A 25,890-nucleotide genomic window follows, 5' to 3' on the forward strand; every position below is an offset into this window, starting at 1 on the left:
ACGCTTTCATCAGAGCGCGGGCGCGCCGTGAAGTTCTGCTTTAAGGCTGTGGAATTGCAGCTTGAAACAAACAACCCGGACCACGGCCAGGCACAGGATAGCATCAACATTGCCGGCAGTGCGCCGGATGACTTCCAAATCGGGTTTAACGGCCGCTACTGCCTCGACATTCTCGAGGCGGTCGATTCCAAGGAACTGACCTTTGAACTCAGTGATCCTGGTTCCCCCTGCAAAATCACGCCAACTGAAACCCCAGGCAGCGGCGAAAAGCCTCTTTTCGTGCTGATGCCAATGCGGGTGTGAGGTGAATTATGAAAAGGCCTGTTCCGTTCAAGCAAGCCGATGTGACACGAGCCATTAAGGGTGCCATTGCAGCTGGAATGAAAGTAGCAAGAGCAGAGATAGATCAGACCGGCAAGATCATCGTATTTTCACCGAGTGAAGATGCGTTGAAGCCCACAAATGAACTAGACAAGTGGTTGGCAGAGAATGCGCGTGCGTCTTAAAGGCGCTAATCCATGCGAGAAGGGCGGTCGCGTTTATCGCGGCACTCGCGCTGATAAAGTTTGGACGTTTGATGATGAACAGCTATTTTTGGAGAAGGCCCCACCTCATTTACATCTGGCTTTGATTTTAGCTCTGTGGACAGGGCAACGGCAAGGCGACTTACTAAGCCTGACGTGGCAGGCTTATGACGGGCAGCGTATTCGTTTGAGACAATCCAAAACCGGTTCACGTGTAATAATTCCCGTTGGCGCGCCTCTGAAGGCTGCGCTCGATTCAATCGCTGATAAATCAGGTCTAATATTGAAAACAATTGAAGGAGCCGCATGGACTGCCGATGGCTTCAGGTCATCGTGGAGGAAAGCATGCATAAAGGCCGGCATCACCGGAGTGACCTTCAACGACTTGCGCGGAACAGCTGTGACGCGGCTTGCACTGGCAGAATGTACAGAGGCGGAGATCGCAACAATCAGCGGACATAGCCTGCGTGATGTGGGTTCAATTCTTGATGCGCACTATTTGAACCGCGATCCGAAACTGGCCGAATCTGCAATCAGAAAGCTCGAAAGTAGAACAAACTTTGCAAACTGATGTGCAAACCGCTCGAAACTGTTCTAGTTTTATACTGGAGATTATCTAATGAAATCAAATGGCTGGGGAACCTGGATTCGAACCAGGACTAACGGAGTCAGAGTCCGTGGGTCTACCGTTAACCTATTCCCCAGCAGGGTTTGCTTGTCAGTCTTAATGATCTGAACAGCACTTTCGACAGAAGCGTGAAGCTTTGTTTGTCGACGGCCTTCATCTAGCGAACTCAAACGATGAGTGCAAGCCCTTCTTTTAAAAAAATGTGGTAAATTCAGTTATTTCTTTGTTGCTCCGGGGAGGCCTTGGTATTGCATCGGTAGCTGAAACGGATGGTAATAAAAAAAGCCCGGCAGCAAAGATGCAAGCCGGGCAAAGGGGCAGGCTGGCCGAGAGGGGACCCGGCTGTGAAGGTGGCGCCTGCCAGATGTTCATTCAGCAGATATTGCGGGTTGCCTCCACGCGTAAGCGCGCATCTGCAAGCTTGGACAGAACGCGCGTCGGATCTTCTGCGCTGCGCGTATGAATCACTGTATAAATGTCTCCGCTCTGAAGCCCGATATCCTTGAGCAGATAATTATCGAGTTCGTTGAGGCGCATGACATGGCGCCGATTTCGGAAAAGCGTCCAGCGACGCAGAACCGACACAAACACGGACTTTACCATTTGCTTGAGCGCGGAGGCGTTTGCACTCGTTGCCGGTAACTGTGTCATCGTGGTCTTGCTGATCGCTGTCATTGCCGCTCTCCTTTAAGCGCGCGTCTTTAAAATGTTGGTATCGTCAGGTCATTCGCTTTCGCGTCTCCATTCTCTGCGACGTCGGCTTTATCCAACAAGCCAATTGATTATTCCAACGAATGTTTTTAATGTAACAGTTCAATAATTATGATGGATGGTTCTGATGAGTGCGCCTTTGGATCTGGACCAGTTGCAGACCTTCATTGCCATTGCCGACACAGGCAGTTTTACCAAGGCAGCAGATGCTGTCTTCAAAACGCAATCGGCTGTTTCCATGCAGATGCGCCGTCTTGAGGAGCGCATTGGAAAACCGCTTTTTGAGCGGGATGGCCGCATTAACAGGCTGACTGAAGATGGCGAGCGATTGCTGATCTATGCGCGCCGGATGTTGTTGCTCAATGGCGAAACCATTGCAGCTTTTGACGATACGCAACTCGAAGGCCATGTGCGTATCGGGACGCCGGATGATTATGCTGATCGGTTTTTGCCCGAAATCATGGCGCGCTTTGCGCGTTCAAATCCACGTGTCGAGCTTTCGGTGGTTTGTGAGCCGACCGTTAATCTCGATGAGATGATCCGCCGGGGAACGCTGGATATTGCGCTTGTGACGCAGTGTGATGACAAGCGCCGCTCTGAAGTTGTGCGAACAGAACCGCTTTTATGGGTAGCGTCGGCCAATCATGCCGTTCACGAAGAAGCGATGCTTCCACTGGCTGTGGGGCGCCCAACATGTATCTGGCGTCATGCGGCAATCAGTCTTCTAGAGCAGGCAGAGCGCGATTATCGGATTATTATCACAAGCTGGTCTGCAACAGTTCTGGCTGCGGCGGTTTTATCAGGCCTGGCGGTTTCGGTTTTGCCGGAATGTGCACTGCGCCCGGGCATGCGTGTTCTGGGTGAAGCGGACGGTTTTGGCGCGCTGCCCGAATTTGGTATTGGCATTATGCGTGGTCATACCAAACAAAATGCGATTGTGGATGCGCTGGCGCAGCATATCATTGAAAGCCTTGATAATATTTCATCGCCTGCGCCGGTTGCGATGGCGTCTGCAGAAATAGCATCCTTTCCTTCTGTCCGGACACGCCGTGTGCGCAGCAATGAATTATTGCCGGGTTGGTGATGGTGCATAAGATGACGGGGTGGCGTCTTGCCCCGTTGACCAATGCACGTCCGCTGTTACCTATTGCAGAATGAGTATGGGTTCAGATTCGATACCGGGTGGCACCGCCTCCAATGTAGCGGAATATAGCGTTTCCGAGATTTCCGGCGCTTTGAAGCGCACGGTCGAGGATACGTTTTCGCATGTGCGTGTGCGCGGCGAAATTTCCGGCTATCGTGGACCGCATTCGTCAGGACACGCATATTTTGCACTTAAAGATGATCGCGCGCGGCTTGAGGCTGTGATCTGGCGCGGGTCCATGGGCCGTTTGCGCTTCCGCCCCGAAGAGGGGATGGAAGTCATTGCTACGGGTAAACTGACGACCTATCCTGGTTCTTCTAAATATCAGATCGTCATTGAACAGATGGAACCGGCGGGTGCAGGCGCGCTGATGGCGCTGCTTGAAGAACGCAAGCGCAGGCTGGCTGCGGAAGGCCTGTTTGATCCCGCAGCAAAGCAGCTTCTTCCATTCATGCCGCGGGTGATTGGTGTTGTCACATCGCCAACAGGTGCGGTTATCCGCGATATTATTCACCGCATTTCGGATCGTTATCCACTGCATGTGATTGTCTGGCCTGTGCGCGTGCAGGGTGAAACCAGTGGCGCGGAAGTGGCCGCAGCGGTGGAAGGTTTCAATGCACTGACCGAAGATGGCGCGATTGTGCGCCCTGATGTTCTGATTGTGGCGCGTGGCGGCGGCAGTCTTGAAGACCTCTGGGGCTTCAATGATGAAATCGTCGTTCGCGCAGTTGCCGCATCGCATATTCCTGTAATTTCGGCCGTTGGCCATGAAACGGACTGGACGCTGATCGATCTGTCTGCTGATGTGCGTGCGCCAACGCCGACAGGCGCTGCTGAAATGGCAGTGCCGGTCAAAGCCGATCTGGTTGCAACAGTTGCAACACAGTCTGCGCGGCTGGCGTCGGCCATGTCGCGTTTCATTGACCTGAAGCGTCAGGCCTATCGTGCGGCCGGTCGCGCGCTGCCATCTGCCGATCAGTTGCTGGCCTTGCCGCGGCGGCGGTTTGATGAGGCGGCGTCACGTCTGACACGCGGGCTTTTTGTGAACACGCAACAGAAACGCGTTCAGTTCGAGGGCCGTGCGCGTCAGTTGTCGCCACGTTTGCTGCAACGCGGGTTTGATGAGCAAAAGCGTCATTTGAAATTGCTTGCCCAGCGCTTGCCGCGTGCGTTGGAAGTCTTCCTGCGCGAAAGACGTGTTGCTTTTGCGCGGCGTGCCGAAAGACTGACGCCGGCGCCGCTGTTGCGCCGCGCAACGCTTGCAAAAAACACTGTCGAGCAGCTTGATCGCCGTCGAGATCAGGCGATCAGCCTGTTGATTGAGCGCACAAAACGCCGTGGGCAGGAACTGGAACGCCTGATGCGGACACTCTCTTATGAAAGCGTTCTGGATCGCGGTTTTGCGGTTGTTTTTAATGCGGATGGCAAGCCGGTCAAACAAGCGGCAAGTATTTCGGAAGGGGATGCTTTGTCGATCCGCTTCCGTGATGGCGATGTCTGTGCAACAGCGGGACATGGCCCTGAGATACCATCACCGAAAGGCGCGGCGCGAAAAACGTCTTCGTCTGGTTCTGGCGGGCAGGGCACGCTCTTTTAGCAACACATAGAGCGCAATTTCGCTGAGGTTGCAGATAAATGAGCACTCTTAAGGCTGACTTAAGTTTGGTTTTCTCTTTCGTTCGTTTAGCGAGCCAAATGGCTTAATTGGATGAAGCGAAAGAGTTTTTGAATGTCGCGTAACTTTCCCCATGGCCGTATAGTGACGAGCCGCCGCGCGTTTCTCATCGGTGCGAGTGCTGTTGCATTATCGGGCTGTGTTTCGACCGCGCAGCAGGCAAGCCAGGTCAAACCTGAACTTGCTCCGATACGCGCTGTGCCGCCCATGTATGAAGCGATGCCCTATGAGCAGTTTCCAATCCCTGCGGTGAATGTTGCCAAAGTCGATCCGAAATTCTGGCGGCAGGAAGTCGATTATCCGACCACTGAAAAGGTTGGCACCGTTATCGTCGATACGCCCAACAAATATCTTTATCATGTGCGCAGCAATGGCCGCGCCATGCGCTATGGCATAGGCGTTGGACGTGATGGGTTTTCATGGGCTGGCCGTGCGATTATCGCTTATAAGCGGCAGTGGCCGCGCTGGACACCACCAGATGAAATGGTAGCGCGCCAGCCTGCGCTGGAACCTTACAGCATCGCCAATGGTGGTATGCCGCCCGGTTTGAAAAATCCGCTCGGCGCACGCGCTCTCTATATTCATAAAGACGGACGTGACACGATCTATCGTATTCATGGATCGCCTGAAGAATGGAGCATTGGTAAGGCAGTGTCGTCTGGCTGTATCCGCTTGCTCAATCAGGATGTCATCGATCTCTATAACAATGTGCGCGATGGCAGTACGATTGTGGTCATTCCTGATCCGAGTAAGGGAACGCAGGTTTCGGCTTAACGAGCAAAAGGCGCGGACTTCCGCGCCTTTTGCTTATTTGAAGTGAGGCTAGCGCATTCCGAAAAGTGCGAAGCGGTTTTCGGAATGCGCTTTAAATACCTGTTTCCTTACAGACGACCACACGCCAGCCATCGGGATCTTCATAGGTGAAACTGCGGTTGAGCCAGTATGGATTTTCTGGCTCCACAGGCGCATAGCCTCCGCCCTGCATCCGTTTGTTCAAACGGTCATAAGCCGCCTCGTCGGTTATATAGATCACCAGCAGATTATCTTCCGACGGAGCCCGGCAAGGACTGCCTGCTTCATGTTCTGTGAATTCAAGATGTACACTCTTTCCGGGCAGGCCCAGCATGATACCGTTATATCCGTCGTGGGCTTCAAAGGCACCAAGTTGCGGCAGCCCAAGGCCATCACGATAGAAAGCGATGACTTCATTAAATTTATCCGTTGGCCGGGCAAAGCGAACTTGAACAGGGGTAGCCCCTTCGCCAAGAGTGAGTGATTGTTGGGTGGATTGAGTATTCATTTTGCGTTCCTTTGGTTTTAGTTCTGTCCGGATGCGGCCAGTGCCTGCATTCCGCGCCATAGGGATGGCGCCTGCATGACGATGACACCAATGGCGACGAGCAGGACGCCGATCAGACGGGATGGCGTGATTTCTTTTGATACAAATCCCATGATGCCGAAATAATCGATCAGCACAGAGGCGATGAGTTGTCCGGCGATAACTGCAGTCATGAAACCGGCTGCACCAAGTTTTGGGGCAAATAGAATGGCGGCGGTAATGTAGAGCACACCGGCAATGCCGCCGATCCATATCCACTTCGGTTGTCCTACAAGACCACTGAAAGTGGGGAGTGACACTTTCATCGCCAGTAAGACGGGCAACACACAGATGATGCTGACAATCAATGAAACAATCGTTGCCCAAAGCGGATGACCGAGCGCACGTCCCAAAGCTGCGTTGGCACCTGCCTGAAACGGTACAACCGCACCTGCGATAAGAGCGGCGATTAAAAATGTGAGTGATCCCTGAGCCTGCATGAAGATAGCCTTTTCTGTATTCATCTGGCTCAAATCTAGATATAAACGAACTGAATTTGAAATTCAGATTGCAGAGTTTATTATGCACAAGATGAATAATCTGCGCGGTGTCGATTTGAACCTGCTTGTGGTTCTGGATGCACTTCTGACAGAGCGCCATGTCTCGCGCGCAGCGGTACGGTTGAATATGAGTCAGCCAGCCGTCAGCCATGCGCTGGCCCGTTTGCGAGAGCTGTTCGATGATCCGCTTCTCATTCGCCAGGGGGCAGGTTTTTCTCCGACCATCAAGGCAATGGAGATAACGAAGCCGCTCGCGCAGGTTCTGTCAGGGATACGCAGTGTTCTTGGTCCGCAGGGTTTTGATCCTATAACCACGCAGCATCGTTTTCATCTAGCCATGTCCGATTATGGCGGTAGCATTTTGCTGCCTGAACTGGTGAGGGATTTACGCCGGACAGCATCGGGGGTTGATCTGGTGGTCAGCCAGTTTAGCCGTGAAAGCATGGTCGCGCGCATTCTGGATGGTGAGATTGATCTGGGGTTCGGTGTGTTCCCACATTTGCCGGCTCAGATTGCGGCAGATGTCATCATGCAGGACGAATATGTCTGTTTGCTTGACCGCCGAAGCATCGAGGGGCGGGTATTGGATGTTGAAACATATTTGGAGCGACCGCATGCGCTTGTTGCGGTGCGCGGTGATGCGTCGACGGAAATTGAGGAAAGCTTGAAAAGTGCCGGATATACGCGGCATGTCGCAGTGGTTGTTCCGCATTGGGGCGTTGCGCCACAGCTGATTTCCGGTACAGACCTCATTTTGACCATTGCGCGTGGCGGGTTGAAGAATCTTCCGAAGGATAGCAATCTGGCCGTCCTGCCTGTGCCCGTGGCGTTGCCACCGATACCGTTTGTGCAGATATGGCATAAGCGCCGGGAAAGTGACCCGGCGCACCGCTGGCTACGGTCGAAGATAAGCGCGAGCGTCTTTAGCGTTTAATAAGCGTATTCGAGGAAGATCGGCTCGACCGATCCTGCCCAGACACTGTTATAGGCTTTGAGCATCCGCTCCGCATCGGTGATGCCTGCGGCAACGATTTCTTCGAGTGGTGCGAGGAAATGCGTCTCATCAAAGCCGTCGCCATTAAGCTGCTTGCGGTTGAGCAGGCCGAGGCGCGAGATTTCCAGCGTCTTGCGTGCAATCTGCGCAACAGGCTTGCCGCGGAACGAAGCATTGAGTGCCCTTGCAGGTACATCATTGCGCAGCGCCAGCACCTCTTCATAGGTCCAGTCTTTGGTCAGATATTCTGCGGCACTGAGCGCTTCCTCATCATAAAGCAGACCAACCCAATAAGCGGGCAGGGCGCAGATGCGGCGCCATGGGCCACCATCGGCTCCGCGCATTTCGAGGAAGCGCTTCAGACGCACTTCCGGGAACAGGGTCGAGAGATGGTTGGTCCAGTCGCCCATATTCGGCACCGGATCGCTGACTTCACCCTTTAATGCACCATTCATGAACTGGCGGAAGGTGACGTGCGTGCAGTCGTGATAATGGCCATCACGCAGGATAAAATACATCGGGATATCGAGCGCCCATTCGACATAGTCGATGAAACCGAAGTTTTGGGAGAAGACAAACGGCAACACGCCCGAGCGCTGATTGTCGGTATCGCGCCAGATGTTGGAGCGCCACGACAGAAGGCCATTTGGCTTGCCTTCCGTGAAGGGCGAGCTTGCAAACAGGGCCGTTGCAATCGATTGGAGCTTCATCGAAACCTGCATCTTGCGACGCATGTCGGACTCGGAACTGAAATCGAGATTCACCTGAATGGTCGACGTGCGATACATCATGTCCAGCCCTTCATGGCCGACCTTCGGCATGTAGTTGGTCATGATGTTATAACGTGACTTTGGCATGACAGGCGTTTCGGCCAATGTCCATTTTGGGCTGCCGCCGAGGCCAAGGAATCGAATGCCAAGTGGTTCCGCAATCTCGCGCACCTGCGAAAGATGAGCGTTCACTTCACGGCACGTCTGGTGGATAGAGGAAAGCGGCGCGCCAGACAGTTCAAACTGGCCACCCGGTTCGAGCGAAATAGCACCCTGTCCGGTTGGCTCAACGAGACCGATAATATTGCCTTCGTCGATAATCGGCTCCCAGCCAAGCTTGGCTTTCATGCCTTCGAGAATGGCTTTAATGCCACTTGGCCCTTCATAAGGAACGGGGCTGTTGTTCGCGACGTAGAAAGGAAATTTCTCGTGCTCGGTGCCGATGCGCCATGCATCCTTGGGCTTGGCTCCCTCAGCAAGATAGGCTGCGAGTTCTTCAACACCGGTTAGTGCTGTTTCATCGGTCGTGTCGCGCGCCATTCATATTATCCCTAGACGAATTTTTCTTTGTCAGCGTGATTGGACAAATTTGTCAAATCGCGCAAGTCAATTTCATTGATGATTGGATTTTCTTGCATTCATATTCATGTTTTCCAGTCACCCAGCACTGCCTGCACAAGGGTAAGCGCTGCGACAGCCGCTGTATCGGCACGCAAAATGCGCGGTCCCAATGGTATCGCTGTCACAAAAGGCAGGCTGCGCAATTGCTGACGTTCAATTTCCGAAAATCCCCCTTCAGGCCCGATCAGTACCGCATAGGCGCCTGGCTCAAGACTGCTTAGAATGTTCAGAGGGTCGTCCGTTTCATAGCCTTCATCGCAAAAAATAAGCCGGCGCGATGCATCCCACTGCTCAAGAAAGCGGTCAAAGCGGATCGCATCGCGGCATTCGGGTATCGCGAGAACGCCGCACTGTTCGGCAGCCTCAATGGCATTGGCCCTGATGCGGTCCGTGCCCAGCTTAGGCACCTGCGTATGCTGTGTAATCACAGGCTGCAAAACGCCTGCTCCCATCTCCACGGCCTTCTGCACCATATAGTCGAGCCGCCCTTGTTTCAGCGGTGCGAAACAATAGACGAGGTCACAAGGCGCGGGCTGTGGGCGAGTCTGCTCGACCGCTTCAAGAAACAACCGCTTCTTGCCTTCTGGGCGCAGGCGCATTTTCCACTCGCCGTCCTGCCCGTTAAAGGCGAGAATTTCGTCGCCGTCCTTTAATCGCAAAACATGAGTCAGATAATGGGCGGCCTGCGTTGGAGCTTCCATGTGAGCACCATCGCCAAGGCTGGCTTCGAGATAAAGTCTTTGCATTTTATAATTCGCGCGCATGATCGCATCGATGACAGAGGGCAGGGGCAATGGTCAAGCGATTTGGTTGCCGCACAGCACGGCCAACAGTTGCGTACACAATGAGTTGATCCTAACAAAAAACCATTGGAATTGAATAAGATTGCATCCATATAGATATGAACCTATCGATTTGAATGGAATGTAAGTTATGAAACAGGCCTGGGTCGAATTCGCACCATTGCTGTCAGCAAATGCGCGCGCATGGCGAAAAGCTTTTGACGGGGCGATGTCAGAGCACGGTCTGTCGGATGCAAAAGCCATCCCGCTTATGACGCTCCTGCGCCATGGCGATTGCGTTCCGCAAGGCGTGCTTGCCGAGCGTGTCGGCATTGAAGGCGCCACAATCGTTCGTGTTGTCGATGAGTTGGAAAAAGAAAATCTGATCCGTCGTATTGCCGATGAGAATGACCGCCGCGTCAAGCTCATTGAGTTAACGGATGAAGGTCGAGCACTTGCTGCAAAGGTTGAAAAAGCGGCAACGAGATTGCGCACGGCATTTCTTGGTGATCTCGACCCCGATGCCGTGGATGTTGCGTTGAATGTGCTGCGCAAGCTTCACGATAAATTCCAGAGCCAGCCGTCCTGAGCAAACTTAATGAACAAGCATTTGTAAAACTGATGATCAAGCCCGCTGAAACATTGCCACGATTTTGGGACGTTGTCTTCTCGCTGAAGACCTTTGCTGCGGCCATGCTCGCGCTGTGGATTGCGCTGCTGGCCGATTTGCCAAATCCTTATTGGTCGGTGGCTGCCGTCTATATTGTTGCGCATCCGCTTTCAGGTGCAACGACATCCAAGGGCTTTTATCGCCTGATCGGCACGATCATCGGTGGTGCGGTTACCATCCTGTTTGTCCCGCATCTGGTCAACTCTCCAGAACTCCTCACTTTAGCCATCGGTCTTTGGATGGGGCTTTGTCTGGCAATCAGCCTGCTTGACGGCACGCCGCGCAGCTATCTGTTTATGCTGGCGGGGTATACCGTCGCCATTGCAAGCTTTGCCGTCGTATCGGCCCCTGAAACCACTTTCAATTATGCGGTGGGTCGTGTTGAAGAAATTGCCATCGGCATCATATGCGCTGCGGTGGTCAATCGTCTGGTGTTTCCACGTCATAGCGGCCCGGTTCTTGTTGCGCGTATTGATAACTGGCTGCGCGATGGTTCAAAGCTTGCCGTTGCAGCGTTGCGGGGCAATGGCGATAGTCCCGAATTTCTTCGTGACCGTCAGCGGTTAGCGGCAGATGCTTTGGAGCTGCGCAATCTGACCACGCATGTGGCTTATGACACATCGTCTATCCGCGATGTTGCAAGGCTTCTGCATGTGCTGCAGCAGCGTATGGTCGCCGTTCTGCCGATCATTTCGAGCTTGCACGATGTGCTGCTTTTCAAGCCTGGTGAAGGACAAAAGCCTTGGCATCCGGCAGTGCAGAAATTGCTCGATGAAACCTGCAGCTGGATTGAAAGCGGAGAGAATTTAACCGAGCAGCGCCGTGCGGTTTTGTTGGGCTATATCGATGAAATTGAACGCTTTGGTAAGGACGCCTGCACATGGAATGAGCTCTTGCCATTTAATGTTGCAGCACGCGTGAGAGATCTGGTTCAGATATGGAGCGACTGTATTACACTGCGTCAGGATATTTTTTCCGGTTCCCGACATGCGCTTCGGTGGCGTCGTTATGATGCACATCTGAAAACCCGCCCGCAGCACAGAGATTATGGGATAGCCTTTCTTTCGGGCTTTGGTGCTTTCGTCTCGACCTGTGTTGCAACCGCATTTTGGATTGCAACGGGTTGGTCGCAGGGCAGTGCGGCTGCGATGATGGCGGGTATCTTCTGCTGTATTTTTGCAGCGATGGATGATCCCGTCCCGGTTATGCGCAAGTTTGGCCAATTGTTGATGATCGTAATTGTTGCGGCCTTTGTTTTTGAGTTCGCGTTGCTGCCATTGGTCGATAGTTTCTTGCCGCTTATGCTCGTTCTGGGCCTATTTCTGATCCCTGCCGGATTGCTTCTGGCAATACCGTCGCAATTCATGCTCGGCATGGTGCTGTGCATAAATCTGCCGATGCTGCTGATGCTGCAAGGCCGTCTCACGCATGATTTCGTAAGCTTTGCCAACGCAAACCTGGCAACGGTCGTTGGTATTGTCATTGCAGCGGTCGTTACCTCAATTGTTCGTTCGGTGGGGGCTGAATGGACAGTGCAGCGCCTCGTCAAGGCAGGCTGGAATGATCTTGTTCTTGCAAGTGAACGTAAGCCGGGTCGCCATCGCCGTCAGCGCATGAACGGCTTGCTGCTCAGAATGATTGATCGCATCGGCATGATGACGCCAAGGCTCGCACTGATCCCGTCAGCCGACATCGCCAAGGTCGATCTGCTGCGCGATCTGCGTAACGGCATGAATACGATCGATCTTCAGCAATATCGGGCGAAGATGCCTGAAGCTTGCCGTGAAGCGGTCGACAGGGTGCTCGACGGCGTCGGTGCTCACTATCGCGCGCTTCTGCGCAACAGGAAAGCTGAAACGCGTCTCGATATTGACGAGCGGCTTCTTGCGGCTATCGACGACGCTATCGCCGTGATCATCGATCATGGATCGCCTGCAATCGCCAAACGGCCACGTCTGGCGCTGGTCGCCCTGCGCTTCAACCTCTTTCCCAAGGCACCGCCTTTCCAATTGCCACCACAGCCGCAACTGGAACTGCCGGATGCTGCATGAGACATGTTCAGAGAATGGAAATTTTAGAGTCATGAGACCGGAATTCGACATCTATGGCATCTATCTGCCGAGCCTCGCGGTTCTGGCACTGGGTGCCTATTTTGCCAATTCGCTGATGCAGCGCTTGCTGGCGCGCGTCCGCTTTTATCGTTTTGTGTGGCACAGGCCCCTGTTTGATGCCGCCATGTACTTCTGCATTCTCGGCGTGAGCGCCGTTGTTCTGAATGGAATACCGCTATGAAACAGCTTTTTGCACATTCCGGTCGGGTCTTTCTTACCCTCGTCATGGTCACAATAGCAGGGCTGCTTGGCTGGCATCTTTGGGATTATTACATGAATGCACCATGGACCCGCGACGGTAAAATTCGCGCTGATGTTGTGCGCATTGCGCCCGATGTTGCGGGTCTTGTGAGCGAAGTTCTGGTGCATGACAATCAGAACGTCAAAAAGGGTGATGTGATTTTCCGTATTGATCAGGCTCGCTACAAGCTGGCGCTGCAATTGGCAGACGCAAAGCTTGCCAGCAGCAAGGCAGCGCTTGATATGGCCAATCGGGATCTCTCCCGGTATAGCAAGCTTAACGACACCACCGTCACGCAGCAAAAGATGGAGCAGATCGAGACGGCGACACAGCAGGCCGAAGCCGCTTATCGTCAGGCCGAGCTTGATCGGGATCTTGCTTCTCTCAATCTGGAACGGTCGTCTGTCCGGGCACCGGTGAATGGCGTGATCACCAATTTTTCGCTCCAGCCGGGTGATTACGTCACCACCGGTTCCGCCGTCACAGCACTGGTCGACACGGACTCATATTATGTGTCGGGTTATTTTGAAGAAAACAAGCTTGAGCGTATCAAGGTTGGGGACCCGGTTGTGATCGATGTGATGGGTAGCCAAGTGCAGCTTAAGGGCAAGGTTGAAGGCATTGCTGGCGGTATCGAAGATCGTGAGCGTACCGATTCCACAAGTTTGCTTGCCAATGTTTCGCCGACATTCAACTGGGTTCGTCTGGCACAGCGCGTGCCCGTGCGGGTGAAGATTGAGGATGTGCCGCAGAACGTTCATCTGGTTGCGGGCCGCACGGTCAGCGTTTCGGTAATTAACTGAAAACGCCTATTGCGAGAAAGAAAGCCCGGCTGTTGTCCGGGCTTTTTTCATGTTAGCAACTGACTTGTGAGATTGGCAGCGGAGCTTGGCAATGAGCGTATTGGTCATTCAGAATTATCTTGATTCAGGTCTTGGCCAGATTGAGCCTCTATTGATCGAGGCGGGGTTCTCGATTGATCTGCGCCACGCCTATCAGGGGGAGGCCCTGCCACGCGATGACAGCGATTACCAGGCGATGATCGTGCTCGGCGGCGAGCAGAATGCACTTGCTGACGGCGCATGTCCGTATTTCCCTCATTTGCTCAATCTCATTCGTGCCTTTGGCGATAAAGATAAGGCTGTGCTTGGTATCTGCCTTGGCAGCCAGCTTGTCGCACGCGCCTATGGTGGCGAGAACATTCTGGATCGCCCTATGGAATTTGGTTGGCATGAGGTCCGGCTGACTGACGATGGCAAAAGCGATCCAGTGCTTGCGGAAGCTGGATTATCCTTTCCCATTTTTCACTGGCACCGCGATACATTCTCGCTGCCCGAAGGCGCCACTCATTTGGCGGTTAGCGATATGACAGTGCATCAGGCCTATCGGATTGGGCGTGCTGTCTATGGCACACAGTTCCATTTTGAAGCGAATAGTGAACTCGTCGTTGAATGGAGTGAATCGCTGGGCGATTCAATAACTGCCTTCGCGCCCGAGTGGCCGGCGCAATTGCCTGCAAATTTACAGCGCTCCGGCATTGCTGCGGATAAAGCCGGCGCTGCTCTGGCAAAGGCTTGGATCGATTTGATCTAAACCGCGACCGCTTTAGCTTTAGCTTTTACGTCTGTTTTAACGACGGGTTTCCGCTTTTGTGAGACATACGTGATCAATGCGTTGCGACTTTGCCACAGCGGCCATTCATTTGGACTTTTCCATTGGAAAGAGACAATTGTAGTTCCGGTGTTCAGTTGCGGGTAACTTTTTTCAGGTGTAACTGGTGCCTCGTTCCGGGTGGCAAATGGTCGGTCAAGGTGCAAGCTTTGGCCCTGTCGAAACTCGGTTTCCAGATCCCCCGGTAACCCTCGAAAGAGTTTTCGATCATGACCGCTAAGCATGCCGCCCTTCTGACCGTCCTGATGGTTTCTGCGATCGTGTTCATGGCAGTTGGCATTTTTACCGTCGATGCCGGTAATAGCATGACCTCCACGGACGGTTACGGCATTTCCAGCGCGCGTTAGAGCGCGTTTCGATCTGATTGGATTAGCGCGGCGCTCTAATCATTACCCGTTGTTTCCAGAAAACGCTTTTCCACGCCGTCAATGACGATGGCCGAAAGCTTTCCATTTTTCCAGGCATAGGTATCGAGATTGACCCGGTTGGGCTGAACGTCGATAGCGTTCTGCGGCGTGTGCCCGTGGATGATGACTTTTTCCAGTGGATCGGTCCACTTCAGAAACACCGTTCTGATCCACATCAGATCATCTCGGTCCTGAGCATCGAGCGAAACCACCGGGTTCACACCCGCATGACAGAAAAAGAAATCACCGAAACTCACCGATGATGGCATTGAGCGGATATAGTCGATATGGGCTTGGGGAACTTTGTCCCTAAGCTGCTTATAGCCTGCCGCAGCCGACGCAGAGTTCGTGTAGTCGACGTCCACGCCGTAGGATCGAGCGGTGTCGCTGCCGCCATGAAGCGCAAAAATCCCGTTCGTGTCGCCAGTTGCAAGATAATGCAGGAAACCATCATCATGATTTCCGATCAGAGAGAGAATGCGCGGATCATGCGTTGAAGCATGGATGAGAAAATCCAGCACGCCTTTGGAGTCTGGCCCCCTGTCAATGTAGTCGCCCAGATGAACGATGCGCCAGTCATGGGTTGGACGATGGTCGAGATCGGCGCGGATAAGGCCATGCATGTCCTGCAAAAGATCAAGCCGACCATGTATGTCGCCGATTGCATAAAGCCGGACACCCTCCGGCCCTTTTGCATCTTGGAGTTTCACGCCGCTCATAAATCGCTGCTTTCTTTCGCGTCTTTTCCAGCCCGCTGACGATAGCGCAATCGCGACACGCGCTCACGCTCGTCATTGAGTTCGCGATCATTGGTTGCCTGTTCGACGAAGCGGATATGTTTTTGAACCGCATCGCGCGCGGCTTTCGGGTTGCTTGCGATCACGGCATCGTAAATGGCGCGATGCTGTGACAGCAGCATGTCGGCCACGCCAGGATAGCTGTAAATCAGACCGCGATTGTAAAAAACGCCATCTTTCAGAAGCTGATAGCAAGAGCGCAATGTGTGAAGAAGCACGATATTGTGCGCCGCTTCGCCGATTGCATTATGAAACTCGACATCAAGCTGCGCGCTCTGTTCGAGATCTTTTGCAGTGTTTGCGGCTTCCATTGCGCTCAAAATTTCGGTGAGAAGGGCCTTGTCCGCCGATGTTGCGCGCAGGGCTGCATATTCGGCGGCAATGCTTTCGATCTCGCGGCGATATTCGAGATAGTCGGTTGTCGCTTTACGGTGCTCAGCGAAAAGTTTAGCAACGGGGGCGCTGAACACCACCCCGATAACGTCGGCCACAAATGTGCCGCCACCGTGCCGTGATGTCAGAAGCCCCGCATTTTCAAGGCGCTTGAGCGCATCGCGCAGAATAGGGCGCGAAATGTCGAGCTGGCGCGCAAGCTCACGCTCGCCCGGAAGCCGGTCGCCACCGCGAAGTACGCCTTCAAGAATCAGGCTCTCGATTTGATGCACAACATCATCTGCCGTGCGGCTTGCCTGAATGCGGGAAAAAACTGTCTCGGCCATGCCGTTTTCTGCTTCTGTCATGGCTACAAATTATCCTTAAGCCATCGAGCGGGCAACGGGTTATAGAATTTATAAAAAAAGCCCCGGAAATGATGTGTTCTGTTGCAAAAAAAACGAATGGTGAACGATTGTCGTTTGTAAATTGTTTTTTGCGGATCATATGCACGACTTAAATGCCACAATCGGCGCTCTCAACCCTTTTACCTGATGCATAATCTTATCGGTCCTTATTTCGATCCGACAGGCATCATGCTTTAAAATATGACTTTATCTATCTTGTTTTTAAGCAGGCATAGGGATTATAGGGAGAATTATATAACAGGCCTTTCTAATCGCCTCCATCGATCAACCCAGAGGTTTCTCTCCGTGCTCTCATTGAAGTCCTTCTTTTCCGCTTCTGGCCTAGTTGCCATTTTGGCGCTGCAAATCAGCCCGGCTGGTGCTGCAACGACACAATATCCGCTGACCATTGATAATTGCGGCGCAAAGATTACCATCAAAAAAGCGCCGGAACGTGCAATTGGTCTTGGACAGAACAGTGCTGAAATCATGCTGCTTCTGGGCCTTGAAGATAAGATGGCCGGAACAGCATTTTGGCCGAGTAAAGTTCTTCCGCAGCTTGAGGAAGCAAATGCCAAGGTCAAGCTTCTGACCGTCGAGTTTCCAACCTTCGAATCGATTCTTGCAGAAAATCCGGATTTCGTGGCCGCTGCATTGCCGACCTTGATCGGGCCGAGCAGCAAGGTCGCCAAGCGCGAAGATTTTGATAAGCTTGATATTCCAGCCTATCTGTCACCCAGCACCTGCCTGAGCACAACGCGGGTCAAGGACCAATATGGCAGCCGCGACGAGCTCTGGAACATGGATCTGCTTTATAAGGAAATTGACGAGCTTTCTCAGATTTTCGATGTGGCCGATCGTGGTCAGGCGCTGATTGCTGATTTCAAGGCGCGTGAAGCGGCATTGCGTGCGAGCGTACCCGCTGGCGATAAAAAGCTTTCCTATGTGTTCTGGTTCTCCAGCCAGTCACCGTCTGCTGATGCCTATCTGGGCGGTGGAAATGGTGCTTCGACCTTTATCGCGGATGTTCTGGGTGGCGAAAACGCCATCAAAGCAGAAGCTGAATGGCCAACACTTGGCTGGGAAAGCATCATTGCAGCCAACCCGGATGTTATCGTTGTTGCCAATCTTGACCGCAACCGGTGGGAACTCGACAAGCCGGAAGCAAAGATTAAGTTCCTCAACACCGATCCGGCTGTCAGCCAGATGCCCGCAGTGAAGAACAAAGCCATTGTTGTCATGGACGGCCAGGCGATGAACCCGACCATTCGCACGATTTATGGTGCTGAACAGGTTGCAAGCCAGTTGAAAGAACTTGGTATTCTAAAGTGAATGTCGCAAGCCATTCTCTGAGGCACTGGGGGGCTTTCGGCCTTTTGCTGTTGGCGTCCCTTGCCTGTATTGGAACAGTTGTCGGTATCAGCGTCGGGATTGGAGATCTTCCAATCCCGTTGTCAACCACATTGGCGGCTATAACCAATCGTCTGGGATGGACGAACATCGAGCTTAGCCGCATTCATGAGACGGTGATCTGGGACTATCGTCTCAGCCGCGCTTTGGTTGCAGCTTTCTGCGGTGCGGGCCTCGCCCTCTCGGGTGCGATCATGCAATCACTTTTGCGCAATCCACTGGCCGAGCCTTATGTGCTTGGTATTTCGGCTGGCGCCTCCACCGGTGCCGTGGTTGTGGTGATTTTAGGTGTTGGCGCGGGCGCGGTCTCGCTCTCAGCGGGTGCTTTTGTTGGCGCCTTCGCAGCATTTTTCTTTGTCGCCCTTTTGTCCAACGGCACAAGGGGTGGTGCGGATAGAACCATTCTTGCGGGTGTCGCCGCGTCGCAGCTTTTCAACGCCATAACCTCTTATATTGTCACGACCTCGGGAAATGCGCAGCAGGCGCGCGATGTGATGTTCTGGTTGCTTGGTAGCTTTGGTGGTGTGCGCTGGCCTGAATTTGTGCTGGTGTCGATCATTATTACGCTTGGTCTGTTGGCCTGTCTGCTCTATGCCCATGTTCTCGATGCCTTTGCCTTTGGTGATGAAGCCGCGTCCTCACTTGGGGTCAATGTCGGCCGCGCGCGCATTGTTCTTTTTGCACTGACGGCAATGATGACTGCCACAATCGTCAGTATGGTGGGTTCAATCGGATTTGTCGGACTGGTTGTCCCGCATGCAGCACGTTTTATCGTCGGGCCGCTGCATATACGATTGCTGCCAGCCTGTGCGGTGATAGGCGCGATTTTCATGATTCTGGCTGATATTGCTTCGCGTGCCCTCATACCGCAGCAGGTTTTGCCCATTGGCGTTGTGACGGCACTCGTCGGTGTGCCGGTCTTTTCCATCATTCTTTATCGGTTTCAGCGCGCGTCATGACGATTAAGGTAGAAAACCTAACCTGGAAAATTGGTAAGAAGACCATTCTGGATGATGTTTCCTTTGAAGCGAAATCCGGCAAAATGCTTGGTCTTCTCGGACCAAACGGTTCTGGAAAAACATCGCTTCTGCGGCTGATCGCTGGATTGAAGCGACCAAATTCGGGCAGCGTTTTGCTGGATAATACGAATATTACAACAATAGCGCGCCGTGCTGTTGCTCAACGCGTTGCTTTTGTCCAACAGCATGCGACCACCAATGCCAATTTGAAGGTCATAGACGTTATCAAGCTTGGGCGCTTTCCTCACAGGTCCATGTTTTCGGGCTGGGCGAGTAGCGATGATGCGGCCGTTGAGTATGCGATTGAGCGCACCGGCATGAAAGCCAAACGTAACGAAAGCTGGCAAAGCCTGTCGGGTGGTGAAAAGCAGCGCGCGCATATTGCAAGGGCGCTTGCACAGACACCCAAAGAGCTGATCCTTGATGAACCGACCAACCATCTTGATATTCAACATCAAATGGCCTTGCTGCGGCTTGTCTCAGAACTGCCGATTACCAGCATCATTGCACTACATGATCTCAATCATGCGGCTATGTTCTGTGATGAGCTGATGATCATGCAGGCAGGCAAGATCGTGGCTTTCGGCTCACCGGAAGACGTTATAAATCAGCATCTTCTCAAGCAAGTTTTTTCCGTTGATGCCCGTGTCGAAATATCTCCACACAGTGCGCGGCCTCATATTCATTATTTGAAATAACGTCAGGTGAGGGGAGGAGAGAATTCCGAAAAGCGGCTCCCGCTTTTGCTGGAAATGCTTTAACCTCAAAGGCCTTCTTCCGAAGAGGTTTCACTCTCTTCAGCATAATGAAATTTGTGCAGATTTTTGAAATAGGTTATGATTTTGCCATCATAGCCTATTTCTTGATAAACACTTTGCTGTATCTTACTGCGAATATCGGTCGGCTTTTCACCATATTTTTCATGAAATAGCTTCGAGAACGAGCTATAGTCACTAAAGCCTGACTGATAGGCGAGTTCAGCAAGGTGAATACGTCTGCCATTCGAGGCTCTTAGGCGCCTGAAAGCGAGAGCCAGTCGTTTATTTCTGATAATGGCCGCAATGCCTCCCTCTTCGGCGAAAATGCGATACAGATGAGAGCGCGATATGTTGAAGCGTTTCAGGATGCTTCCTGTGGAGAGCGAAAGATTTTCGATATTTCTATCGATGTAATCCAAAATTCTCTGCTTCGTTATAATGCTCAATGTTGTTGATTCAGCAGCGTTAAACTCTTTGCCGTTCAGGCTCATTGCAAACATATCTATAATAGAATTCTGAATGCCCTCAATTTGTACAGTGTTGAGGTGTGGTGAGACCTTCATAAAACCTTGGGTGCAGTTGACCAGAAACGCTGTCAGTGGGTCTTCTGATCCCAGAACGCGCCCGTGAATATTGCCGTTTAAACCGCTGCGTTGAACCAGAGCGCGCGGTAGCACCATTGTCATTCTGCTGCCCGGCGTTACTTCGGTTGTCAGCTTATAGGCCATGTCCATAATGAGAATATCGCCTACAAAAGCCTGTGAGCATATTCCGTTAAAGTCGCCGCGTTGCGTTCCTTGTGTGACAACCTGAATCATATAATGGTCGAGACCAAAGCGTGAGATGGAGTGCTCGTCACGTATATATTTTTGGGCGTTGAATTTCGTTTCGCCCATAACTAATTCGCCAATCTGGTTGGCCGTAATTTCTCCGTAAAGAGTCTGTGGTGACTCTCGTGGATCTATAACGGTTTCAAAGGCAGGCAGCGTTACTTCGCGCCAATAGTCATTTCTATCGCGTTCTTCAATTAAATCTGTCGAAAGTCTGATAGAGCTTATCAATACTATTCCCCCGATTTCCAAGAACTTACAATATGTAATAAAAAGGGTTCTTTAATATGAGATAGGTGATGAAATGATTATTAAATGTAAATATTTTATTAACGCACAATTTTTGATTAATACTATTTAATGCAGATTTTAGCAATTGTAATTTGTGCATCGTGTGGCGCGCTCCATGGAAGTTTTGCGGAAGCGCGGTTATGGTGCGCGCAAGAGCAGTTATGGAGAACTTGCGTTGAAAATTTTTGTTTTTGGCAGTGTGAATGTCGATGTTAGCGCCCGAATGGCCGCATTGCCGCGTCCGGGACAAACTATCAATGCGTCGGGATATGGCATTGGTCTTGGTGGCAAGGGGGCCAATCAGGCGGTTGCTATCGCCAAGCTTGGTGGCGAACTTTGTTTTGTCGGCGCGGTCGGCAGAGATTCTTTTGGCGATTTGGCTGTCGGGCAAATGCAGGAGTTTGGTGTGAATACCAAGAGTATTCGCGCCGTTGATGGTGCTGATACTGGTATTGCGATTATTCAGGTTGAAGAAGCGGGGCAGAACACGATTGTCGTTTGTGCTGGCGCCAATGCGCTTTGGTCTGCATCGGATGTAGACGCTTATCGGTCTGATATTGCCAAGGCTAAGATCACGCTTTTGCAGCGTGAAGTGCCGCATGAGGTTAATCTTGCGGTGGCAAGGGCTGTGAAAGAGGCGGGCGGAACAGTGCTGCTTGACCCTGCGCCTGTGGGCGATGCAAGCCGCATGGCTGATCTGATTGCATTGAGTGAGATCATTTCGCCCAATGAAACGGAAGCGGCTGAAATAACGGGGATCGAACCCACGGATCTGCCATCTGCTGAAGCGGCTGCGCGCAAGTTGCTTGAGCGTGGCCCGAAGATTGTGATCGTCAAGCTCGGCGGCCGCGGTGCATTGCTGGTAACCGCGGATGAGGTCAAGCATTTTGAGCCATTCAAAGTGAAGGTGGTCGATACGGTTGCGGCAGGTGATAGCTTTAATGGCGGTTTCGCTGTTGCCTATTCGCAAGGCCAGTCGTTGCATGATTGCGTGCGTTTTGCTTCTGCCGCTGGCGCGATTGCGGTGACGCGTGCGGGTGCAGGATCGGCTGCGCCAACAGCCCGCGAAGTTGCTGATTTGCTCGGCAAAAACTAAGCGTTTTTAATCTTGAAAAGCCGTGCTGGTTCAACTGGCGCGGCTTTGTTGCACTGGCGACCGGAATAAAGCTCTGGTTTGAGCCAATATGCGAGGGCCTAAGGTCAGCAAAAGCGCGAGGGCATCGTCTTCACAGGGATGGGTTATTTCACAAGTGCCTGGTTGGGATGGCGCAATGTCAGATCAAAAGGGTTGAGTTTTTCGGTGATAATGGCTGCCTCTCTGCGCAACAGGTCAGTGATGGTGTGCTGACGTTGTTCTGTTAATCGCGACGCCAGTGTGCCTATGCTGAGGGCTGCGACCGCTTCACCGCTCCGGTTGAGGACGGGAACACCAAGGCCGGACATGCCGTCGATCATGTTGAAATTATAGGTGGCGGCACCTGTGCGCCGGACATCTTCAATCATGATACGCAGATCCACCTCATCGACAGTGGCCTTGTCGAGAATGCGCGGCATGTTGAAGCGAATGATCGCCTCGCGCTCTTCTTCCGGCAGGAACGCCAGAATGGCAAGACTGCCCTGTCCGATGCCAAGCGGAACCTTGCCGCCAATATCACCGGTAAAGGAGCGGATCGGAAACGGTCCTTCCACGCGATCAAGACAGACGGCATCGAAATTGCTGCGTACCAGCAGAAAGACGGTATCGTTGAAGGTGGTTGAGAGACGCAGCAGTGAGGGGCGCGCAACGGTGAGGATTCCATCGCGCTGACGCGCCTGTGCCGCCATGGCGAAAAAGTCCAGCGACAGACGATAGGCTTTTTTGTCGGGAAGCTGCTCGACAAGATTTTCCGCAATCAGTGTTTTGAGCAAACGATGGGCGGATGGCTGGCTGAGTTCCAGATCGCGCGCCAGATCGATCAACCGCACGCCGTCTTCCGTGCTGGCTGCCAGACCTTTCAGAATATGAATTGCCTTCACCAGACTTGAGTTAAGCGCGGCACCAGATTTCATATTCTCTGATATATCATCCATGAAATTGCTTCCAAATTTTGCATAATGAAAGAAATATATAATTTATTCCGAAATTGAAAATTATAATTTGTAATCGTACAAAATTTTCTGCCATTTAAAATCCGTCGCCAATGGGAAGGTCCGGCAAGGTATCAAACAAGATGCTGTAAGCGGGTCGGCGGTTTTAACTTGCAGTCAAGGGAACGCTGCGGTCGCATCCGAGACCGGATAAACACGTGTTCTAACGATCCAAGTGTGATCAGCGCTTGATGCGCGGTCGAGCCGCTTCCGTCAGCCAGCCCTATTGAAGAGGCGACGTGAGACAACATCACGGCGCTTCCGCTCCCCCCAGCCTATGGCGGAAGTCTTGCCGAGAGGGAGACGCAATGAGCTTTTTGACCCTTTCCAATATTTCCCGTTATTACGGCAAATTCGCAGCCGTCGATAACTTCAATCTGGAGATTGAAAAGGGAGAGTTCATCTCGCTTCTCGGCCCTTCGGGCTGCGGCAAGACAACAACATTGCAGATGATCGCTGGTCTTGTGCCGCCATCATCCGGCACGATCACCCTAGATGGGCGTGATATCACAAGCCTTGCTCCAGCAAAGCGCGAGCTTGGTGTTGTCTTCCAGAGTTACGCACTCTTCCCACATATGACGGTTGCGCAGAATGTGAGCTTCGGCCTTGAAATGCGCAAAGTACCAAAGGCCGAGCGAGAAAAACGCGTTCGCGATGTGCTGGAGCTGGTGCGTCTGAGCGCTCTTGCCGACCGCTACCCGCGAGAAATGTCCGGCGGTCAGCGCCAGCGTGTTGCCATTGCCCGTGCGCTGGTCATCAATCCGCCGGTGCTGCTGCTCGATGAACCACTGTCCAATCTTGATGCGCAGCTGCGTGAAGAAATGCAGTTCGAACTGCGCCGCATTCAGCGCACAGTTGGCATTACTACCATCATGGTAACCCATGATCAGGCGGAAGCGCTGTCGATCAGCGACCGTGTTGTGGTTATGGAAAAGGGCCTGATTACGCAGGTCGATGCGCCATATAAGCTCTATGAGCATCCGCGTAACCACTTCATTTCCAACTTTGTTGGCAAGTCGAACTTCCTCAAAGCCCATGTCGGTGACGGCCACATCAAGCTGACTGACACGGCAGTGCGTTTCCCTGCAAAAGACGCTTCTGCTTTCGGCGAGGTCTCGGTGTTTATTCGCCCGGAAAAAGTGCATCTGGTCGATGCGGATCAGGGCCATGTCAGCGGTGAAGTCACCACGCGTTATTTCATGGGCGCGCAGTGGCTGCTCGGTGTTCTGACGCCAGCTGGTATGCTGTCGGTCGCGCTGCCAAACCTTGGCAATCCGCCGCCAATCGAAGGCAGCAAAGTCGGGCTATCATGGGATCATGAGGATTGCCGGGTTCTCAACAAGGGAGCGCACTGATCATGGGTGCGGTTTCGCAAACAGCTTCGGGCGATACGAAAGAACGGCGTAATTATCTGCCATTATTTCTGAGTGCCCCTTCGACACTGATGTTCTTCGCCCTTGTGCTTTTGCCGCTGGGGCTGACGGTGCTGCTCTCGTTTAATAGCTACAGCTATGACAAGGGCATCGAAGATATTTACACGCTTTCCAATTACACGCAGGTGCTTCAGGATCCCTATTACCTGAACATCTTCTGGCGCACGCTCAAGCTTGCTCTGATTACCACTGTGATCACCGTGCTGATCGGGGTGCCGGAAGCCTATATTCTGTCCAATATGCGCTCACCTTGGCGCTCGATCTTCCTGCTGGTGATTATTGGCCCGCTGCTAGTTTCGGTCGTTGTGCGTACATTTGGCTGGAGCATGCTGCTGGGGCGTAATGGCCTTGTGAACAGCGTGCTGGAATTTGTCGGCCTGCCAGCCCAGCAGATCCTCTACACCGAAACAGCCATCGTGATCGGTCTTGTGCATATCATGCTGCCTTTCATGGTGATCCCTGTCTGGACGGTGCTGCAAAAGCTTGATCCGACGGTTGAGGACGCTGCGCTCACGCTTGGTGCGTCGCGTTTCACCGCCCTGCGCCGTGTGGTGTTTCCGCAGGCCGTGCTTGGCATTCTGTCGGGCAGCCTGATCGTCTTTGCGCTCTCGGCAAGTTCCTTTGCTATTCCGGGTCTGCTTGGCGGACGTCGTCTCAAAATGGCGGCAACGGTCGTCTATGACGAGTTCCTGATCGAGCTGAACTGGCCGCTGGGCGCTGCTATCGCCATTATCGTTCTGGTCGCCAATCTTGTGATCATGATCGCCTATAATCGCATGCTTGAAGGGCAGGCGAGAAAGAAGCTGGGGTAACGGCCATGGTCAAGAACGGTCCTTTCGCTCTTCTCTTCCACACGCTGATTGTCATCTTCATGCTGGCACCGATGGTTGTCGTGTGTCTGGTGGCTTTCACGCCGGAAAACACGCTGACCATGCCATGGAATGGATTCTCGCTGCGCTGGTTTGAGGCGGTCTTCGCGCATAACGACTTCATGACGTCGTTCTCCAACTCGCTGAAGCTTGCAATCTTTTCGGCAACAATTTCGACCTTGCTTGCCGTGCCTTCGGGGCTTGCAATCGCGCAGTATAATTTCCGTGGCCGCGATGCGCTGAACGCACTGTTTCTGTCGCCGCTGATTATTCCGCATCTTGTACTGGGCGTCGCATTTTTGCGTCTGTTCTCGCTGATGGGCCTCACAGGTTCGTTTGGCTGGCTGGTTGCAACGCATGTGATTGTCGTAACCCCTTATGCGTTGCGGCTTATTCTCGCGTCACTCAGCAGCATGGACCGCAATGCGGAAAATGCAGCCCGCACGCTGGGTGCCGGTGAATGGACGGTGTTCCGCCGCATCACGCTGCCATTGCTTCTTCCGGGTCTGTCGGGTGGCTGGTTGCTTGCCTTCATCAATTCGTTTGACGAGTTGACTATGTCGATCTTCGTTACTTCGCCATCCACGGTCACGCTGCCAGTGCGCATGTATATGTATGCCAGCGAATCCATCGATCCGATGATGGCGGCGGTGTCTGCGCTGATGATCCTCGTTGCAACCGTGACCATGGTTATCATCGACCGCTTGTTTGGTCTTGATCGCGTCCTCGTGGGTAAAGGCTAAGCAGATA

Annotated in this window: 28 protein-coding genes, 1 tRNA gene and 1 pseudogene; 20 read left to right on the forward strand and 10 right to left on the reverse strand. The window is 52.9% G+C overall.

From position 1 onward, the window contains the following. From ABE527_RS16735 to ABE527_RS16745, 3 genes and pseudogenes are all read left to right on the forward strand, one after another. A pseudogene (locus ABE527_RS16735) lies at window positions 1–303 on the forward strand (DNA polymerase III subunit beta); the annotation flags it as partial. A gap of 8 nt (window positions 304–311) precedes the next feature. Further along, window positions 312–506: a hypothetical protein gene (locus ABE527_RS16740; RefSeq protein WP_265986082.1), complete on the forward strand. Its 195-nt coding sequence runs from the start codon at window positions 312–314 to the stop codon at window positions 504–506. Then, window positions 490–1,095, forward strand: coding sequence for a tyrosine-type recombinase/integrase (locus tag ABE527_RS16745; RefSeq protein WP_499697615.1), 606 nt, complete (start codon window positions 490–492; stop codon window positions 1,093–1,095). Before ABE527_RS16740 ends, ABE527_RS16745 begins: the two co-directional genes overlap by 17 nt. A 59-nt stretch (window positions 1,096–1,154) precedes the next feature. Here ABE527_RS16745 and ABE527_RS16750 read toward each other — a convergent pair. Both ABE527_RS16750 and ABE527_RS16755 read right to left on the reverse strand, forming a co-directional pair. After that, window positions 1,155–1,228: transfer RNA gene (locus ABE527_RS16750), tRNA-Gln, on the reverse strand. A 296-nt stretch (window positions 1,229–1,524) separates the two neighbouring features. Next, complete coding sequence (locus ABE527_RS16755) at window positions 1,525–1,827, reverse strand: YjiS-like domain-containing protein (protein WP_499697616.1); 303 nt, start codon at window positions 1,825–1,827, stop codon at window positions 1,525–1,527. Between the two features lie 163 nt (window positions 1,828–1,990). Between ABE527_RS16755 and ABE527_RS16760 the strand changes: the two genes are divergently transcribed. From ABE527_RS16760 to ABE527_RS16770, 3 genes are all read left to right on the forward strand, one after another. Beyond that, window positions 1,991–2,947, forward strand: coding sequence for a LysR substrate-binding domain-containing protein (locus tag ABE527_RS16760; RefSeq protein WP_265986086.1), 957 nt, complete (start codon window positions 1,991–1,993; stop codon window positions 2,945–2,947). Window positions 2,948–3,023: 76 nt separating this feature from the next. Beyond that, complete coding sequence (gene xseA / locus ABE527_RS16765; RefSeq protein WP_499697617.1) at window positions 3,024–4,604, forward strand: exodeoxyribonuclease VII large subunit; 1,581 nt, start codon at window positions 3,024–3,026, stop codon at window positions 4,602–4,604. A 132-nt stretch (window positions 4,605–4,736) separates the two neighbouring features. Then, window positions 4,737–5,456, forward strand: a complete 720-nt coding sequence (locus tag ABE527_RS16770; protein WP_499697618.1) for a L,D-transpeptidase — start codon at window positions 4,737–4,739, stop codon at window positions 5,454–5,456. A 91-nt stretch (window positions 5,457–5,547) separates the two neighbouring features. Here the strand turns inward: ABE527_RS16770 and ABE527_RS16775 are convergent, their stop codons facing one another. Together ABE527_RS16775 and ABE527_RS16780 are read right to left on the reverse strand one after the other, a co-directional pair. After that, entirely contained in the window at window positions 5,548–5,982 is a 435-nt protein-coding gene (locus ABE527_RS16775; protein ID WP_265986089.1) for a VOC family protein, read from the reverse strand. Between the two features lie 17 nt (window positions 5,983–5,999). Further along, window positions 6,000–6,524, reverse strand: a complete 525-nt coding sequence (locus ABE527_RS16780; RefSeq protein ID WP_499697619.1) for a DMT family transporter — start codon at window positions 6,522–6,524, stop codon at window positions 6,000–6,002. A 58-nt stretch (window positions 6,525–6,582) separates the two neighbouring features. On the opposite strand from ABE527_RS16780, the gene ABE527_RS16785 reads away from it, so the two are divergent. Further along, window positions 6,583–7,494: a LysR family transcriptional regulator gene (locus ABE527_RS16785; protein WP_499697620.1), complete on the forward strand. Its 912-nt coding sequence runs from the start codon at window positions 6,583–6,585 to the stop codon at window positions 7,492–7,494. Here the strand turns inward: ABE527_RS16785 and ABE527_RS16790 are convergent. Beyond that, window positions 7,491–8,864: a glutamate--cysteine ligase gene (locus tag ABE527_RS16790; RefSeq protein ID WP_499697621.1), complete on the reverse strand. Its 1,374-nt coding sequence runs from the start codon at window positions 8,862–8,864 to the stop codon at window positions 7,491–7,493. The genes ABE527_RS16785 and ABE527_RS16790 overlap by 4 nt on opposite strands. Window positions 8,865–8,968: 104 nt before the next feature. Then, a complete protein-coding gene (locus ABE527_RS16795; protein WP_499697622.1) occupies window positions 8,969–9,709 on the reverse strand; it encodes a 16S rRNA (uracil(1498)-N(3))-methyltransferase in 741 nt (246 codons plus the stop codon). Between the two features lie 169 nt (window positions 9,710–9,878). Between ABE527_RS16795 and ABE527_RS16800 the strand changes: the two genes are divergently transcribed. The 6 genes from ABE527_RS16800 (at window position 9,879) to ABE527_RS16825 (ending at window position 14,767) form a co-directional block, all read left to right on the forward strand. Continuing rightward, on the forward strand, window positions 9,879–10,316 hold the full coding sequence (locus ABE527_RS16800; protein ID WP_499697623.1) for a MarR family winged helix-turn-helix transcriptional regulator: 438 nt from the start codon (window positions 9,879–9,881) through the stop codon (window positions 10,314–10,316). Window positions 10,317–10,348: 32 nt separating this feature from the next. Next, entirely contained in the window at window positions 10,349–12,448 is a 2,100-nt protein-coding gene (locus tag ABE527_RS16805) for an FUSC family protein (RefSeq protein WP_499697624.1), read from the forward strand. 31 nt (window positions 12,449–12,479) lie between these two features. Beyond that, window positions 12,480–12,689 (forward strand): DUF1656 domain-containing protein, encoded by a 210-nt coding sequence (locus ABE527_RS16810; protein WP_265986096.1) that lies wholly within the window; start codon window positions 12,480–12,482, stop codon window positions 12,687–12,689. Then, complete coding sequence (locus tag ABE527_RS16815; protein ID WP_499697625.1) at window positions 12,686–13,552, forward strand: efflux RND transporter periplasmic adaptor subunit; 867 nt, start codon at window positions 12,686–12,688, stop codon at window positions 13,550–13,552. The genes ABE527_RS16810 and ABE527_RS16815 overlap by 4 nt, the downstream gene beginning before the upstream one ends. A 91-nt stretch (window positions 13,553–13,643) precedes the next feature. Beyond that, on the forward strand, window positions 13,644–14,342 hold the full coding sequence (locus ABE527_RS16820) for a type 1 glutamine amidotransferase (RefSeq protein WP_499697626.1): 699 nt from the start codon (window positions 13,644–13,646) through the stop codon (window positions 14,340–14,342). 287 nt (window positions 14,343–14,629) lie between these two features. Beyond that, the gene (locus ABE527_RS16825; protein WP_250043203.1) at window positions 14,630–14,767 is read left to right on the forward strand and encodes a hypothetical protein; all 138 of its coding nucleotides are present in this window, start codon (window positions 14,630–14,632) and stop codon (window positions 14,765–14,767) included. A 35-nt stretch (window positions 14,768–14,802) separates the two neighbouring features. On the opposite strand, the gene ABE527_RS16830 is transcribed toward ABE527_RS16825, so the two are convergent. Then, window positions 14,803–15,546, reverse strand: a complete 744-nt coding sequence (locus ABE527_RS16830; RefSeq protein ID WP_499697627.1) for a metallophosphoesterase — start codon at window positions 15,544–15,546, stop codon at window positions 14,803–14,805. Next, window positions 15,543–16,343: an FCD domain-containing protein gene (locus tag ABE527_RS16835; protein WP_265986146.1), complete on the reverse strand. Its 801-nt coding sequence runs from the start codon at window positions 16,341–16,343 to the stop codon at window positions 15,543–15,545. Before ABE527_RS16835 ends, ABE527_RS16830 begins: the two co-directional genes overlap by 4 nt. Before the next feature lie 366 nt (window positions 16,344–16,709). On the opposite strand from ABE527_RS16835, the gene ABE527_RS16840 reads away from it, so the two are divergent. From ABE527_RS16840 to ABE527_RS16850, 3 genes are read left to right on the forward strand one after another with little or no spacing between them, the layout of a single operon-like run. Beyond that, window positions 16,710–17,735, forward strand: coding sequence for an ABC transporter substrate-binding protein (locus ABE527_RS16840; RefSeq protein ID WP_265984994.1), 1,026 nt, complete (start codon window positions 16,710–16,712; stop codon window positions 17,733–17,735). Then, window positions 17,732–18,772, forward strand: a complete 1,041-nt coding sequence (locus ABE527_RS16845) for a FecCD family ABC transporter permease (RefSeq protein ID WP_396996730.1) — start codon at window positions 17,732–17,734, stop codon at window positions 18,770–18,772. The genes ABE527_RS16840 and ABE527_RS16845 overlap by 4 nt, the downstream gene beginning before the upstream one ends. After that, a complete protein-coding gene (locus ABE527_RS16850) occupies window positions 18,769–19,530 on the forward strand; it encodes an ABC transporter ATP-binding protein (protein ID WP_499697628.1) in 762 nt (253 codons plus the stop codon). Before ABE527_RS16845 ends, ABE527_RS16850 begins: the two co-directional genes overlap by 4 nt. A gap of 65 nt (window positions 19,531–19,595) precedes the next feature. Here ABE527_RS16850 and ABE527_RS16855 read toward each other — a convergent pair whose 3' ends face one another. Then, window positions 19,596–20,651: a helix-turn-helix domain-containing protein gene (locus tag ABE527_RS16855; protein WP_499697629.1), complete on the reverse strand. Its 1,056-nt coding sequence runs from the start codon at window positions 20,649–20,651 to the stop codon at window positions 19,596–19,598. A gap of 175 nt (window positions 20,652–20,826) precedes the next feature. On the opposite strand from ABE527_RS16855, the gene rbsK reads away from it, so the two are divergent. Continuing rightward, window positions 20,827–21,807, forward strand: coding sequence for a ribokinase (rbsK, locus tag ABE527_RS16860; RefSeq protein ID WP_499697630.1), 981 nt, complete (start codon window positions 20,827–20,829; stop codon window positions 21,805–21,807). A gap of 143 nt (window positions 21,808–21,950) precedes the next feature. On the opposite strand, the gene ABE527_RS16865 is transcribed toward rbsK, so the two are convergent. Then, entirely contained in the window at window positions 21,951–22,781 is an 831-nt protein-coding gene (locus ABE527_RS16865) for an IclR family transcriptional regulator (protein ID WP_499695201.1), read from the reverse strand. 365 nt (window positions 22,782–23,146) lie between these two features. Between ABE527_RS16865 and ABE527_RS16870 the strand changes: the two genes are divergently transcribed. The 3 genes from ABE527_RS16870 to ABE527_RS16880 are packed head-to-tail and all read left to right on the forward strand — an operon-like array spanning window position 23,147 to window position 25,883. Then, window positions 23,147–24,193, forward strand: a complete 1,047-nt coding sequence (locus ABE527_RS16870) for an ABC transporter ATP-binding protein (RefSeq protein WP_499697631.1) — start codon at window positions 23,147–23,149, stop codon at window positions 24,191–24,193. 2 nt (window positions 24,194–24,195) lie between these two features. Next, window positions 24,196–25,083 (forward strand): ABC transporter permease, encoded by an 888-nt coding sequence (locus ABE527_RS16875; protein ID WP_499697632.1) that lies wholly within the window; start codon window positions 24,196–24,198, stop codon window positions 25,081–25,083. Between the two features lie 5 nt (window positions 25,084–25,088). Then, a complete protein-coding gene (locus ABE527_RS16880) occupies window positions 25,089–25,883 on the forward strand; it encodes an ABC transporter permease (RefSeq protein ID WP_499695198.1) in 795 nt (264 codons plus the stop codon). Window positions 25,884–25,890 lie beyond the last annotated feature (7 nt).

The organism is Brucella sp. TWI432 (assembly GCF_039674445.1).
GTDB classification, from domain to species: Bacteria; Pseudomonadota; Alphaproteobacteria; order Rhizobiales; family Rhizobiaceae; genus Brucella; species Brucella chromiisoli.

What these genes read in the sequence shown, in the direction of transcription:
- ABE527_RS16740 (WP_265986082.1), top strand. Translation starts at nt 312, where the DNA reads ATGAAAAGGCCTGTTCCGTTCAAGCAAGCCGATGTGACACGAGCCATT.
- ABE527_RS16745 (WP_499697615.1), top strand. Translation starts at nt 490, where the DNA reads ATGCGCGTGCGTCTTAAAGGCGCTAATCCATGCGAGAAGGGCGGTCGC.
- ABE527_RS16755 (WP_499697616.1), bottom strand. Translation starts at nt 1,827, where the DNA reads ATGACAGCGATCAGCAAGACCACGATGACACAGTTACCGGCAACGAGT.
- ABE527_RS16760 (WP_265986086.1), top strand. Translation starts at nt 1,991, where the DNA reads ATGAGTGCGCCTTTGGATCTGGACCAGTTGCAGACCTTCATTGCCATT.
- xseA (WP_499697617.1), top strand. Translation starts at nt 3,024, where the DNA reads ATGGGTTCAGATTCGATACCGGGTGGCACCGCCTCCAATGTAGCGGAA.
- ABE527_RS16770 (WP_499697618.1), top strand. Translation starts at nt 4,737, where the DNA reads ATGTCGCGTAACTTTCCCCATGGCCGTATAGTGACGAGCCGCCGCGCG.
- ABE527_RS16775 (WP_265986089.1), bottom strand. Translation starts at nt 5,982, where the DNA reads ATGAATACTCAATCCACCCAACAATCACTCACTCTTGGCGAAGGGGCT.
- ABE527_RS16780 (WP_499697619.1), bottom strand. Translation starts at nt 6,524, where the DNA reads ATGAATACAGAAAAGGCTATCTTCATGCAGGCTCAGGGATCACTCACA.
- ABE527_RS16785 (WP_499697620.1), top strand. Translation starts at nt 6,583, where the DNA reads ATGCACAAGATGAATAATCTGCGCGGTGTCGATTTGAACCTGCTTGTG.
- ABE527_RS16790 (WP_499697621.1), bottom strand. Translation starts at nt 8,864, where the DNA reads ATGGCGCGCGACACGACCGATGAAACAGCACTAACCGGTGTTGAAGAA.
- ABE527_RS16795 (WP_499697622.1), bottom strand. Translation starts at nt 9,709, where the DNA reads ATGCGCGCGAATTATAAAATGCAAAGACTTTATCTCGAAGCCAGCCTT.
- ABE527_RS16800 (WP_499697623.1), top strand. Translation starts at nt 9,879, where the DNA reads ATGAAACAGGCCTGGGTCGAATTCGCACCATTGCTGTCAGCAAATGCG.
- ABE527_RS16805 (WP_499697624.1), top strand. Translation starts at nt 10,349, where the DNA reads ATGATCAAGCCCGCTGAAACATTGCCACGATTTTGGGACGTTGTCTTC.
- ABE527_RS16810 (WP_265986096.1), top strand. Translation starts at nt 12,480, where the DNA reads ATGAGACCGGAATTCGACATCTATGGCATCTATCTGCCGAGCCTCGCG.
- ABE527_RS16815 (WP_499697625.1), top strand. Translation starts at nt 12,686, where the DNA reads ATGAAACAGCTTTTTGCACATTCCGGTCGGGTCTTTCTTACCCTCGTC.
- ABE527_RS16820 (WP_499697626.1), top strand. Translation starts at nt 13,644, where the DNA reads ATGAGCGTATTGGTCATTCAGAATTATCTTGATTCAGGTCTTGGCCAG.
- ABE527_RS16825 (WP_250043203.1), top strand. Translation starts at nt 14,630, where the DNA reads ATGACCGCTAAGCATGCCGCCCTTCTGACCGTCCTGATGGTTTCTGCG.
- ABE527_RS16830 (WP_499697627.1), bottom strand. Translation starts at nt 15,546, where the DNA reads ATGAGCGGCGTGAAACTCCAAGATGCAAAAGGGCCGGAGGGTGTCCGG.
- ABE527_RS16835 (WP_265986146.1), bottom strand. Translation starts at nt 16,343, where the DNA reads ATGGCCGAGACAGTTTTTTCCCGCATTCAGGCAAGCCGCACGGCAGAT.
- ABE527_RS16850 (WP_499697628.1), top strand. Translation starts at nt 18,769, where the DNA reads ATGACGATTAAGGTAGAAAACCTAACCTGGAAAATTGGTAAGAAGACC.
- rbsK (WP_499697630.1), top strand. Translation starts at nt 20,827, where the DNA reads ATGGAAGTTTTGCGGAAGCGCGGTTATGGTGCGCGCAAGAGCAGTTAT.
- ABE527_RS16865 (WP_499695201.1), bottom strand. Translation starts at nt 22,781, where the DNA reads ATGGATGATATATCAGAGAATATGAAATCTGGTGCCGCGCTTAACTCA.
- ABE527_RS16870 (WP_499697631.1), top strand. Translation starts at nt 23,147, where the DNA reads ATGAGCTTTTTGACCCTTTCCAATATTTCCCGTTATTACGGCAAATTC.
- ABE527_RS16875 (WP_499697632.1), top strand. Translation starts at nt 24,196, where the DNA reads ATGGGTGCGGTTTCGCAAACAGCTTCGGGCGATACGAAAGAACGGCGT.
- ABE527_RS16880 (WP_499695198.1), top strand. Translation starts at nt 25,089, where the DNA reads ATGGTCAAGAACGGTCCTTTCGCTCTTCTCTTCCACACGCTGATTGTC.